Origin of the sequence: Phenylobacterium sp. LjRoot225 (assembly GCF_964252855.1) — a bacterium.
Lineage (GTDB): Bacteria > Pseudomonadota > Alphaproteobacteria > Caulobacterales > Caulobacteraceae > Phenylobacterium.
Genome location: NZ_CAXUPL020000001.1, coordinates 2081605 through 2093603 on the forward strand (window position 1 = coordinate 2081605; position 11999 = coordinate 2093603).

Consider the following 11999-nt stretch of genomic DNA (forward strand, 5'->3'; position numbering starts at 1 on the left):
TTGCCTTTGAGGGACAACCATTAGAACGTGTTTTTGCTAATAAGAATCACTATCAACTAGTGAGCGAGGAAGCCTGATGACTGCTGATCCGCTGTTCGAGAACGTCGCCGGCTGGGTGTCGCCGCTGCATTCCGACTTCCTGTTCATGTCGCGCCACCGCAACCTGCGGGCCTCTGGCGTCTTCGCGCGGATCACGGTCCCCGCCGCGGGCGCCGGCCACCCCGACAGCCTGTTCCGCCAGGCCGTGGCGGACAGCTTCCAGCGGGCGCGCCGCGCAGGCGTGCGCAAGCCGATCATGATCGGCGCGATCCCCTTCGATCAGACCCGGCCGACCTGTCTCTACATTCCGCAGTGCCACGAGATGTTCGAGCGTGACGCCGTGCCGGTCGCCCAGGCGCCCGGCGAGCCGCCCGCCTATGCGCCGCTCGATCGCGCGCGCCATACCCCCGACCGCGCCGGCTACGAGGCTGCGGTGACCAACGCCGTGGCGGCGATCCGCAACGGCGTGCTGGACAAGGCCGTTCTGGCCCGCGTCTGCGATCTCAAGCTCGACCGCGAGATCGAGGCCGACTGGGTGCTGCACCGCCTGGTCCAGCAGAACCCGTCGGGCTTCCACTTCCGCGTGCCGATGGCGGACGGCGGCGTGCTGGTGGGGGCGAGCCCGGAGCTGCTGGTGAGGAAGGAGGGCCGGCGCGTCCAGTCCAACCCGCTGGCCGGATCGGCCCGCCGCGTCGCCGATCCGCAGCAGGACGAGGCCATCGGCCTGGCGTTGCAGGCCTCGGGCAAGGACCTGCGCGAACACGCCTATGTGGTCGAGGCCGTGCGCGAGGCGCTCAGCCCGTTGTGCGACCGGCTCGACGTTCCCGAGACGCCCCGCCTGATGACCACCGCCTCCATGTGGCACCTGTCGACGCCGATCCAGGGCGAGCTGGCGGATCCGGCCGTGTCGGTGCTGCAGGTCGCCTGCCGGCTGCACCCGACGCCGGCGGTCTGCGGCCACCCGACCGAGGCCGCGCGCGCCCTGATCGCCAGCCTGGAGCCGTTCGACCGCGACCTGTTCGCCGGCCTGGTCGGCTGGTGCGACGCCGAAGGCGACGGCGAGTGGGCGGTGACCATCCGTTGCGGCGTCGTACGCGGCGACGAGCTGCGCCTGTTCGCCGGCGCCGGCGTGGTCGCGGACTCCTCTCCGTCCGCGGAATGGAAGGAGACCGGCGACAAGCTAGCCACCATGCTGCGCGTCTTCGGCCTGGAGGCGGCCGCGTCGTGAGCATCGCCTTCACCCCCTGGCCGGAAGATCTCGCCCGTCGCTACCGCGACAAGGGCTACTGGATCGGCCGGCCGCTGAACGAGATCCTCCGCAAGGCGGCGAAGGATCGTCCCAACGCGATCGCCCTGCTGTGCGGCGAGCGGCGCTTCAGCTACGCCGAACTGGACCTGATGTCGGACTGGCTGGCCGCGGCGCTGCGCCAGCGAGGCCTCGGAGCCCATGACACCGCCCTGGTGCAGCTGCCCAACGTCGCGGAATTCTACATCGTCTTCTTCGCCCTGCTGAAGATCGGCGTCGTCCCGCTCAACGCTCTTTACAGCCACCAGCGCTACGAGCTCGGCCATTACGCCCGCGCCATCCAGCCCCGGCTGCTGATCGCCTCGGCGGACCACCCGCTGTTCGCGGACCGGGCCTTCATCGCCGAGCTGCGCGGGGTCTCTCCGGGGCTGCAGACCGTTCTGCTGCTAGGCGCGGCGGAACGCGGCCTGGAGGTCGAGGACCTCGGCGCCCTGCTGACCCGCCCCGTCGTCGGGGCGGAGGCGGACGGCGGCGCGCCCACCGCCTCCCATGAGGTCGCCTTCTTTCAACTGTCGGGCGGCAGCACCGGCTCGCCCAAGCTGATCCCGCGCACCCACGACGACTACGACTACAGCGTCCGGGCGAGCGCCGAGATCTGCGGCCTGACCCCGGCGACCCGCTATCTCTGTGCGCTGCCGGCCGCGCATAATTTTCCGCTGAGCTCCCCGGGCGCCCTGGGCGTCTTCCATGCCGGCGGTCTAGTCGCCCTGGCGCCCGATCCGGAGCCGGAACGCTGCTTCGACCTGATCGCGCGCCACGGCCTGACGATGGCCGGCCTAGTGCCGGCGGCGGCGCGGCTCTGGGTCAAGGCGGCGGCAGGACGGCGCGAGGCCTTGCGCACGCTGGACTTGGTCCAGGTCGGCGGCGCCATGCTGCCGGAAGAGCTGGCGCGGCGTATTCCAGCCGAGCTGGGCTGCCGGCTGCAGCAGGTGCTCGGCATGGCCGAGGGCCTGGTGAACTACACCCGCCTGGACGACGACGACGAGCGCGTCTTCACCACCCAGGGCCGGCCCATCAGCCCCGACGACGAAATTCGCGTCGTCGACGACAGCGGCCTGCCGGTCCCGGTCGGCGAGGTCGGGATGCTGACCACCCGCGGGCCCTACACCTTCCGCGGCTACTACCGCAGCCCCGAGCACAATGCGCGGGCCTTCGACGCCGAGGGCTTCTACCGGTCGGGCGACCTCGTGCGCCAGCGGCCGGACGGCTATCTGCAGGTGGTCGGCCGGGCCAAGGACCAGATCAACCGCGGCGGCGAAAAGATCGCCGCCGAGGAGATCGAGCGGCTGCTGATGCGTCACGAGGCCGTCGGCGAGGCGGCCCTGGTGGCCATGCCCGATCCCCTGCTGGGCGAGAAGAGCTGCGCCTTCATCGTGCCGCGCGGCCCCGACGCCCGGCACGCCGCCGGACCGGTCGCCCTGCGCCGCCACCTGCGCGGCCTGGGCCTCGCCGACTACAAGCTGCCGGACCGGTTCGAGACCCTCGAGCGCCTGCCGCTCACTCCCGTGGGCAAGGTCGACAAGACGGCGCTGCGCGCCCGCATCCGCCCCCTCAGCCCGAACCGCTAGACGCCGAGTGAGAGCCCCGCGATGAGCATCCCCAGGATCGCCGCCTATCCCCTGCCCGCCGCCGACGAGATCCCCGCCGGCAAGACTTCGTGGGCCTTCGACCCGCGCCGCGCCGTGCTGCTGATCCACGACATGCAGCGCTACTTCATGGCCTTCTACGGCGAGGACAGCCCGCTGGCCGCGGAGCTGATCGAGAACATCCGGCGGCTGCGCGCCTATTGCACCGCGCTCGGCGTGCCGGTCGTCTACACCGCCCAGCCGACCGAACAGAGCCCGCTGGACCGCGCTCTGCTGAACGACATGTGGGGGCCCGGCCTCACCGCGGCCGACCCGGCGCTGGCCGGGATCACGCCCCAGCTGGAGCCCAGCGACGAGGACACCGTGCTGGTGAAGTGGCGCTACAGCGCCTTCCAGCGTTCGCCGCTGCAGGAGAAGATGCAGGCCTGGGGCCGCGACCAGCTGGTGATCTGCGGGGTCTATGCCCACATCGGCTGCCTGACCACGGCGCTCGACGCCTTCATGCGCGACATCCAGCCGTTCATGGTGGCCGACGCCCTGGGCGACTTCTCGCGCCAGGAGCACCTGATGGCGCTGACCTATGTCGCCGGTCGCTGCGGCCGGGTGGTCAGCGTCCAGGACATCGTCGGCCCGCCGCGGACCCGCGAGGCGCTGGCGGCGACGCTTCGCCTGCTGGTCGAGGACGCGGAGGAGGAGATCGCCGGCGACGACAACCTGGTCGACTTCGGCCTCGATTCCATCCGCTTGATGGAGCTGGTCGCCGACTGGAAACGGCAGGGCGTCGACATCAGCTTCGAGGATCTTGCGCGCCGCCCGACCCTCGACGCCTGGTGGGCGCTGATCCAGGCGCGGCTGGCGCCCGCCGCGGCGCTCGCCTGACCCGATGGTCGCTGAGTTCATCGGAAAGCGCGTCTGGGTCACCGGCGCCGGACGCGGCATCGGCCGTGAGATCGCCAGCCGCTTCGTCGCGGAAGGCGCCCGGGTGGTTGGCCTGGATCGAACCTTCGACGGCGGAGCCTTTCCCTTCCCCTGCGAAGCGCTCGACATCGCTCGCCCGGACGAAGTCGACGGCCTCTGCCGAGCCCTGCTGGCCGACAGCCCGCCCGACGTCGTGATCCTCGCCGCCGGGGTTCTGCGGATCGGACCGCTGGAGACCCTGACCGAGGCGGACTGGCGCGACTGCCTGGACGTCAACGCCGGCGGCGCCTTCAGCCTGCTGCGCAACCTGACCCCGTCGTTCCGCGCCCGCCGGGCCGGCGCGGTGGTGGCGATCGCCTCGAACGCCGGCCATGTGCCGCGGGTCGGCATGACCGCCTACTGCGCCTCGAAGGCCGCCCTCGCCAGCCTCGTCCGCTGCGCCGGACTGGAGCTCGCCCCCTATGGCGTGCGCTGCAACCTGGTCTCGCCCGGATCGACGGACACCCCGATGCTGAGCGGCATGTGGCCGGACGCCGACAGCGCCGCCCGGGCCGTCGCGGGCTCTCCGGAGCAGTTCAAGCTGGGCGTTCCGCTGGGCAAGATCGCCACGCCCGCCGAGGTGGCCGACGCGGTCCTGTTCCTGGCGTCGGACCGGGCCAGCCACATCACCCTGCACGACCTGGTGATCGACGGCGGCGCGACCCTTGGCGCCTGAACCGCCCTGCCTGCTGGAGCCCCGCTGGCCATGGGAGTGCGCGCCCGGCCTCGCCGTGGCGGTCATGGACGTCCGGCGCCAACCCTTGTCGGAGATGCTCGCAGCGCTTGGCGAGGCGCTGCCGGAACGGGTGGCCGGGGCTGCGGCGAAGCGGCGAACCGACTACGCCGCCGGCCGGCTCTGCGCCCGCCAGACCCTGGTTCGCCTCACCGGCGTCGCCGCCGTCCCGGGCATGGAGACCGACGGCCGGCCGGTCTGGCCGGCGGGCCTGTGCGGATCGATCTCGCACGGCGCGGGCCGCGCCGTGGCGGTGGCCGCCTTGGCGGCGCGCTACAGCGGCCTGGGCGTCGACGTCGAGGAGGTGTTCTCGCCGGCCCGGGCGCGCGAGCTGGAAGACCTGATCCTGACCGCCGACGAACGGCGCCGGCTCGCCGACCGCGAGCCGACGCTGGTGGCGACCGCCGCCTTCTCCCTGAAGGAGAGCCTGTTCAAGGCGCTGAATCCGCTGACCGGCGCCCAGTTCTTCCATGAGGACGCGGAGCTCACCTGCCTCGCGGACGGCTGCGCCCAGCTGCGGCTGCTGCGCGCCCTCAGTCCCAGCTGGCCGGCGGGCGCTGTCGTCCCCGGCCGCTACCGCATCTCCGAAAACCGCTTGTTTAGCCTGATAACCATTCCGAGAGCCGATGCCCGAACAGACGACCGCCCCTGACGCCTGTTCACCCTCCGAGGCCGGGACAAAAGTCCGGCGTTTCGGCCCGCCGCTCGCCCTCCTCGCCGCTATGGCCGGCGAAGAGGTCCGCGCCGAAACCGCCGACCTGCGCCCAGCGCCGCTGATCGCCGCCTCCGCCTCGCCGGAGACCGCCCTGACCTATCCGAGCAGCTTCTATGCCCGCTTCGCGCCGCAGACCGCGGTCGACATGCTGGCGCGCACCCCGGGCTTCGTCCTGGACGTCGGCGAAAGCGTCCGGGGGTTCGCCGGCGGCGCCGGCAATGTGCTGGTCAACGGCCAGCGGCCCTCCACCAAGTCCGACGGGCTCGAGGACGCCCTGCGCCGTATCCCCGCCTCGCACGTGGAGAAGATCGAGATCATCCGCAGCGGGATGTCGGGCCAGGTCCCGGGCCAGAGCCTGGTGGCCAATGTAGTCCGCCGGCCTGAAGCCGCCGGCGCCGGCTCGGCGGCCCTGACCATCGAGTACGGGCCGCAGGGGCGCGTCTTTCCAAATGCGGAGGCCAGCTACACGCGGGCGGTGGGCGCTTGGCAGGCTTCGGCGACGGGGCGGTTCGAGCTGGAATACCATCCGTTCCACGGCCGCTACCGCATCGTCGACGCGGCCGGAGCGCCGACCGAGGTCCGGGAAGAAGACGTCGAGGAGCGCTACATCGAGGGCGTGCTGACCGGCGCCCTCTCCGGCCCATTCGGCGGCGGCCTCCTCGCCCTGAACGGCCGGCACGAACAGAAGGATGTCCGGGAGCGCCAGGACCAGGTGGTCTTCGCGCCGGCCGGCGCCGGGGCGCCCTCCAGCACGGAGGACCTCGTGGTGTTCGACCGCATCGCCAACACCGAGGTCGGCGGCGACTGGACGCGCGCGCTGGCCCGGGACTGGCAGGCCAAGCTGGTGGGTCTGGCGATCTGGGGCCGGGCGGACCAGGATCAGGAGCAGGAAGGCCGCGACGCCGCCGGCGGCGTCAGCGCCGAGACCTTCGTGCTGCGCCAGCGTTCGGCCGAGCAGATCGGACGGGTGACGCTGTCGCGGATCGGCGAACACCGGTTCCTTCCGGAAGTCGGGATCGAGCTGGCCCATAACCGTCTGGACAGCCGGCTGAGGGCCGCCGTCCTGGAGGACGGCGTCGTCACGCCGATCACCCTGCCCGCCGCCAATGTAAGGGTCACGGAGCTGCGCGGCGAGGCCTTCGTCAACCTCAAGACCCAGCTGACCTCCCGCCTTTCGCTGGAGACCGGGCTCGCCGGCGAATGGTCGCGGATCGCCGTCAGCGGCGATGCGCAGAGCCGCCGCAACCTGGTCGACCTCAAGCCGTCGGCCGCCCTGCTCTGGAAGGCCGACGCGCGGACCCAGTGGCGTCTGGCCGTCGCGCGCAGCGTGGGTCAGCTGGACTTCGCCGACTTCGCAGCCTCGGTGGTGGCCAGCGACGACCGCCCGCTCGGCGGCAATCCGAACCTGCGCCCGGATGCCGCCACCCGTCTCAGCCTCAACTACGACCGGCGCTACGGCCGGGGCGGCGCGCTGACGGTCGAGGTCTTCCACGCCTGGCGCGAGGACGTGCTCGAATACATCCTGCTCGCCGACGGCGGCTCGGCGCTGGGCAACGTCGCCCATGCGACGGCCTGGGGCGGTTCGGTGAAGGTCACCCAGCCGCTGGAGCCGCTGGTTCCGGGCGGCCAGCTGCGGGTGGAAGGCGAGCTCGACCAGACCCGGCTGCGCGATCCGATCGACGGCCGCCGCCGCCGGATCAACGGGACCATTCCGGTCAGCGTCACGGTCGGCTTTCGCCAGGATCTGGCGCGATGGCGCGCCGCCTGGGGCGTCGACTACACCTCCAGGGCGTCGGAATACCTCTACTTCCCGGGCGAGACCCTGGTGGACACCAACCATCCGGTCTGGGAGGCCTATGTCGAGAAGACCTTGCAAAGCGGCTTCAAGGTGAAGCTCGAAGGCTATGCGCTGACCGACGTCGTCTTCGACCGGGAGCGGCGCTTCGCCAGTCCCGACAGCAACCGGACGCCGCTCGGCGCCGAGCATCGCCGCCGCAAACGCGGCGGCGCCTACGCCCTGCTGACCATCTCCAAGCCGCTTTAGACCTGCCGCGCAATCGCCTCGGCGTCGTGGAAGCTGGACGTCGCGCCGAGCGCCGTGCAGGCGAGCGCGCCGGCTGCGAGGCCCCAGTCCAGCGCCGAGCCGTAGTCCCCGCTCGCGGCGAGCCTTGCGCCGAAGGCGCCGATGAAGGCGTCGCCGGCGCCGGTGGTGTCGACCACGGCGGCCGGGCGCGCCGGCCGGGCCAGCGGCGGCTCGCCTGGCCGCAGCAGCACAGCGCCTTCGGCCCCGAGGGTCAGCACCACCGCGCGGCGGACCTTGGGCAGGAGGGCTGCGGCCACCCGCTCCGGGCGGTCGTCGTCGGCCAGGGCGCGCGCCTCGACCCGGTTGACGAACAGGATGTCGGTAAGCGCCAGCAGCTGTGGGTCCAGCGCCTCCGGCGCCGGCGCCGCGTTGAGCGCGGTCGTCACCCCGGCGGCGCGGGCGATCTCGAAGGCCCGGCGGGTGGCCGCGACCGGGGTTTCGAGCTGGGCCAGCACCAGCCGGGCTGCGCGGACGAGCCCGGCCGCGGCCTCGACGTGGGCGGGCCTGAGGTCTGCGTTGGCGCCGGGGTCGACGACGATGCTGTTCTCGCCCGCCGCATCGACCAGGATCACCGCCGTTCCGGTGGCCGCGCCCGGAAGGCGCGCCACATGGCCGGCCTCGATCCCCGCGTCACGCCACATGGCCAGCGCCGCCTCGCCAGCGGCGTCGGCGCCGACCGCGGCCAGCATGGCGACGCTGGCGCCGCAGCGGGCCGCCTGCACGGCCTGGTTCGAGCCCTTGCCGCCGTGCGCCTCCGTCCGTCCGAGCGCGAGGCAGGTCTCCCCCGGCGCCGGCAGCCGGGCGACCGACAGCACCAAGTCGCGATTGTAGCTTCCGACGACGACGATCTCAGCTGGCGTCATTCGGCCCTATTCAACCGCCCGCTGTCTTGCGAGGGAAGACCGAACGGGGAATGCGGACATGCGCGCCCTGGCGGCCGTCGACGACCTGGGTGATGGCGAAGTCGGCGGCGACGCTCATCAGCGAATAGGCGTCGTTGCGGGACAGGCCCATCTCGCCATGCAGCAGGCCCAGCATGTCCAGCGAGGCGTTGCGGGTGGCCACGTTCAGGTCCTCGTCGAAGCCGTGGACGATCCAGTAGTTCGGCGTCTCCAGCAGCGGCGACGGGAAGTGGAAGTCGCGGCGCAGGACGATCTGGAAGAGCACGTCGAGCGAGGCCTCGATCGCCGTCCCGGAGAGCTCGCCGTCGCCCTGGCTGACGTGCGGATCGCCGATCGAGAAGAGGCCGCCCTCCACCTGGACGGGATAGTACATCACCGCCCCTGCCCCGATCCGCCAGTTGTCGATGTTGCCGCCGTGCGCGCCTGGCGGGATGGTGCTGACCCGGCCCGCCACATCCATCGCAACGCCCGCCGTGCCGAGGTGCGGACGCGCCGGCACCCGCACGCCCTGCAGCGCCGGCTGACGGTCGCAGGTCGGGCAGTGGGTGATCGTGCCGGGCGTGAGATATTTGCCGGGGAAGTCGTAGGCGTAGAGCGCCTCGGCCTGCTGGGCGTTGGGGTCGAGCGCGTAGATGGTGACGCGCTCCTTCTCGTCGAACTCCTTGTAGAGATAGCCCCAGTTGGCGGCGAGGTTGGAGCCGTAGTTGCAGCGCGGCGTCATGCGCAGATAGCGCACCTCCAGCATGTCGCCGGGCCTGGCGTCCTCGACGTAGATCGGCCCGGTCATGATGTGGACCCCGGGGTTGCGGTCGCTTTCCGGGATCTCGCGGAAGATGGCGTGGACGGCCTCGTCCATCATCAGCTCCGGCGCGTCGCCGGCGTGGTGGGTGATCGCCTCGGCCTGGATCAGGTCGCCGCTCTTCACCTTCAGCACGGGCGCGAGCGCGGCGTCGAAATAGCCCCAGTGCACGGTGCTGGGCGTCGCCTTGAGCTGATGCAGGGCTCCGGGCTTGGTGTCGGGACGGGTCTCACCGTCGTCGCAGAAGAAGGGCATCGGCGCGAAATTCCCCCAAAAGGTCAAATCCGGCTCGGACGCTAGGACCCGCGCCGATCCCGGGTCTTCAGCCCGCCCGCCCCGGCGCGGCTGTTCGGCGAAGCCGCGTGGTTTTTGACCAAGGCTGGCCGATCGGCGCGCAGGCGATTTTTCGTTCGCGCAAGCAATGAGGCGTATGGGTGCAAGACGAGCCGGAAAATCGGTTCGTAAGTTTGCATCGAAATCTGCACCTAACGGGGTTCTGACGTGAGCACCTTGGCCGACATTCGCACACGGCCTTTGAAGCCGGGCTTCGGAGCGGAGATCCTGGACGTCGATATCCGGACCGCCGACATCGACACCTTGCAGGGCGTGGTGCGCACCTTCCACAGGCATGGCGCGATCGTCCTGCGCGATCAGACGCTGACGCCGGGCGAGCTCACCGACTTCGTCGCCCAGTTCGGCGAGCCGGAAGACCACACCTTGCTGGAATATACGGTGCCCGGCTTCCCCAAGGTGTTCCGGCTGTCCAACCGCATCGTCGACGGCAAGCCGATCGGCTCCCACAACGACGGGGTCGGCTGGCATACGGACTACAGCTACAAACCCGAGCCGGTCATGTCGACCATGCTCTACGCCGTGGAAGTGCCGGCCGAGGGCGCGGACACCCTGCTCGCCGACTGCGTGGCGGCCTGGGCTTCCCTGCCGCCCGAGCGGCAGGCCGAGCTGGACGGCAAGGTGCTGCACCACTCCTACCAGCACTTCATGGCGACCCGCCAATACGGCGCGCGCGAGCTGAGCGAGGAGCTGAAGGCGCAGAATCCTGACGTCTTCCATCCGCTGGTGCGCACCCATCCCGCGGACGGCCGCAAGGCGCTGTGGCCCTCGACCGGAACGGTGATGGAGGTGGTCGGAATGCCCAATCCCGAGGGGCTGGAGTTGATCGATGAACTGGTCGAGTACGCGACCCAGGACAGGTTCGTCTATCGGCACAAGTGGCGGGTCGGCGACGTCTTGATGTGGGACAACCGCTGCACTCTGCACACCGGCACTCTGTTCGACGACACCAAATACATCCGCGAGATGCACCGCCTGTGGGTGCGCGGCGACAAGCCGTTCTGAGGCGCTGATGAACTGGTTGATCACAGGCGCCAACAGCGGGCTCGGCCGGGCGCTGGCGCTGGCGGCGCTGGAACGCGGCGACCGCGTCGCCGGCACGGTGCGCACAGAGGCGGCGCTCGCCCAATTCGAGGCGCTGGCGCCGGGGCGCGCCTACGGCTTCCTGGCCGACATGGCCGACGAGGGCCAGGTCCGCACGGCGGTCCGTGGCGCGATCGCCGCCCTCGACGGGCTCGACGTGCTGGTCAACAACGCCGGCTACGGCCTGGTGGGCGCGGTGGAGGAAGCCTCCCTCGCCGAGGTGCGCGAACAGTTCGCGGTGAATGTCTTCGGGCCGGTGGCGGCGATCCAGGCGGCGCTGCCGCACATGCGCGAACGGCGTGCGGGACACATCATCAACGTCACCTCGGTGAGCGGCCTGGCCGCCTGGGCCGGCACCGGGATCTACTGCGGCAGCAAGCACGCGCTCGAAGGGATCGGCCGCACGCTGGCCCAGGAGGTGGAGATCTTCGGGATCAAGGTCACCAACGTCGAGCCCGGCGGCATGCGCACCGACTACGCCGGCCGCTCCATGCGGGTGACAGAGCGCAAGATCGCCGACTACGACGCCACCGCGCACAACGCCGAACGGGTGCTGGGCGGCCACTCCGGACAGGAGGGCGGCGATCCGGCCAAGGTCGCCGCCGCCATCCTGCGCATCGCCGGCGCGGCGGACGCGCCGGTCCAACTGCTGCTCGGCGCCGACGCCGTCCACTACGCCACCCAGGCGATGGCCGCCTTCCAGGAGGAGTTCGGCCGCTGGGCGGCCCTCAGCCTGTCGACGGGGTTTGCGGACTGAACGCGACCACGTGCTCTAGCTCGGGCGCACCCGCAGCAAGGCGCAACCGAAGCCGATGAAGATGCCGCCGGTGATGCGGTTGAAGGCTCGCTTCAGCGCCGGCCTCGTCAGATAACGGGCCAGTTGTTGGCCACCTGCGCCATAGACGACGTACCAGAACATCTCGATGACGGCGAACGTCAGGACGAGGATCATGAACTGCGGGACCTTAGGCTGGGCGCTGTTCACGAACTGGGGCAGGAACGCCGCGGCGAAAAGGAGCAGCTTCGGATTGCTGACGCCGATGACAAATCCGCCGCGAAACATCCGCCATCCCGACAACGTCGGCGTCAGCGTGTCCTTTCCAACGTCAATGGGCGCATCGTCGGCGCGCCAAGCCTTCACGCCCAAATAGATCAGATATGCGACCCCGGCATAGCGGAGCAGGCCGAAGATCGTCGGCGACGCCACGAGCAGGGCCGTAAGACCGGCCGCCGAGGCGGCGAGAACGGCGACGACGGCCGTGAGGCACCCGGCCATCGCCAAGACGCTGCGCCGGAAGCCGAAGCTCACGCTGCGGGTCATGACATGCAGCATGTTCGGCCCCGGCGTGCCGGACAGCAGGAACACCGCCCCGAAAAACAGCCACCAAGTATGCACGGTCATGTCGACGCCCCGCTCGTTCATCGGCCCGCATTCATATGCTGCT

11 protein-coding genes are annotated in these 11999 nt (G+C 70.8%); 8 read left to right on the forward strand and 3 right to left on the reverse strand.

The annotated features are described in order from the left end of the window. Window positions 1-76: 76 nt before the first annotated feature. The 6 genes from ACSQ2B_RS09715 to ACSQ2B_RS09740 are packed head-to-tail and all read left to right on the forward strand — an operon-like array spanning window position 77 to window position 7380. Window positions 77-1267, forward strand: coding sequence for an isochorismate synthase (locus ACSQ2B_RS09715; RefSeq protein ID WP_436049326.1), 1191 nt, complete (start codon window positions 77-79; stop codon window positions 1265-1267). Next, window positions 1264-2913, forward strand: a complete 1650-nt coding sequence (locus ACSQ2B_RS09720) for a (2,3-dihydroxybenzoyl)adenylate synthase (protein ID WP_436049327.1) — start codon at window positions 1264-1266, stop codon at window positions 2911-2913. Before ACSQ2B_RS09715 ends, ACSQ2B_RS09720 begins: the two co-directional genes overlap by 4 nt. Window positions 2914-2934: 21 nt before the next feature. Then, the gene (locus ACSQ2B_RS09725) at window positions 2935-3810 is read left to right on the forward strand and encodes an isochorismatase family protein (RefSeq protein WP_436049329.1); all 876 of its coding nucleotides are present in this window, start codon (window positions 2935-2937) and stop codon (window positions 3808-3810) included. A gap of 4 nt (window positions 3811-3814) precedes the next feature. Further along, complete coding sequence (gene dhbA, locus ACSQ2B_RS09730) at window positions 3815-4564, forward strand: 2,3-dihydro-2,3-dihydroxybenzoate dehydrogenase (RefSeq protein WP_436049331.1); 750 nt, start codon at window positions 3815-3817, stop codon at window positions 4562-4564. Further along, window positions 4554-5273, forward strand: a complete 720-nt coding sequence (locus ACSQ2B_RS09735; RefSeq protein ID WP_436049333.1) for a 4'-phosphopantetheinyl transferase family protein — start codon at window positions 4554-4556, stop codon at window positions 5271-5273. Before dhbA ends, ACSQ2B_RS09735 begins: the two co-directional genes overlap by 11 nt. Further along, window positions 5248-7380, forward strand: coding sequence for a TonB-dependent receptor plug domain-containing protein (locus ACSQ2B_RS09740; protein ID WP_436049335.1), 2133 nt, complete (start codon window positions 5248-5250; stop codon window positions 7378-7380). The genes ACSQ2B_RS09735 and ACSQ2B_RS09740 overlap by 26 nt, the downstream gene beginning before the upstream one ends. Here ACSQ2B_RS09740 and ACSQ2B_RS09745 read toward each other — a convergent pair. Beyond that, the gene (locus tag ACSQ2B_RS09745) at window positions 7377-8282 is read right to left on the reverse strand and encodes a ribokinase (RefSeq protein ID WP_436049337.1); all 906 of its coding nucleotides are present in this window, start codon (window positions 8280-8282) and stop codon (window positions 7377-7379) included. The genes ACSQ2B_RS09740 and ACSQ2B_RS09745 overlap by 4 nt on opposite strands. Before the next feature lie 10 nt (window positions 8283-8292). After that, the gene (locus ACSQ2B_RS09750) at window positions 8293-9375 is read right to left on the reverse strand and encodes an acetamidase/formamidase family protein (RefSeq protein WP_436049339.1); all 1083 of its coding nucleotides are present in this window, start codon (window positions 9373-9375) and stop codon (window positions 8293-8295) included. A gap of 246 nt (window positions 9376-9621) precedes the next feature. Between ACSQ2B_RS09750 and ACSQ2B_RS09755 the strand changes: the two genes are divergently transcribed. Both ACSQ2B_RS09755 and ACSQ2B_RS09760 read left to right on the forward strand, forming a co-directional pair. Next, window positions 9622-10476: a TauD/TfdA dioxygenase family protein gene (locus ACSQ2B_RS09755; RefSeq protein WP_436049341.1), complete on the forward strand. Its 855-nt coding sequence runs from the start codon at window positions 9622-9624 to the stop codon at window positions 10474-10476. A 7-nt stretch (window positions 10477-10483) separates the two neighbouring features. Continuing rightward, window positions 10484-11311: an oxidoreductase gene (locus ACSQ2B_RS09760; RefSeq protein ID WP_436049343.1), complete on the forward strand. Its 828-nt coding sequence runs from the start codon at window positions 10484-10486 to the stop codon at window positions 11309-11311. Between the two features lie 15 nt (window positions 11312-11326). On the opposite strand, the gene ACSQ2B_RS09765 is transcribed toward ACSQ2B_RS09760, so the two are convergent. Beyond that, complete coding sequence (locus tag ACSQ2B_RS09765; RefSeq protein WP_436049345.1) at window positions 11327-11977, reverse strand: LysE family translocator; 651 nt, start codon at window positions 11975-11977, stop codon at window positions 11327-11329. Window positions 11978-11999: the final 22 nt, after the last annotated feature.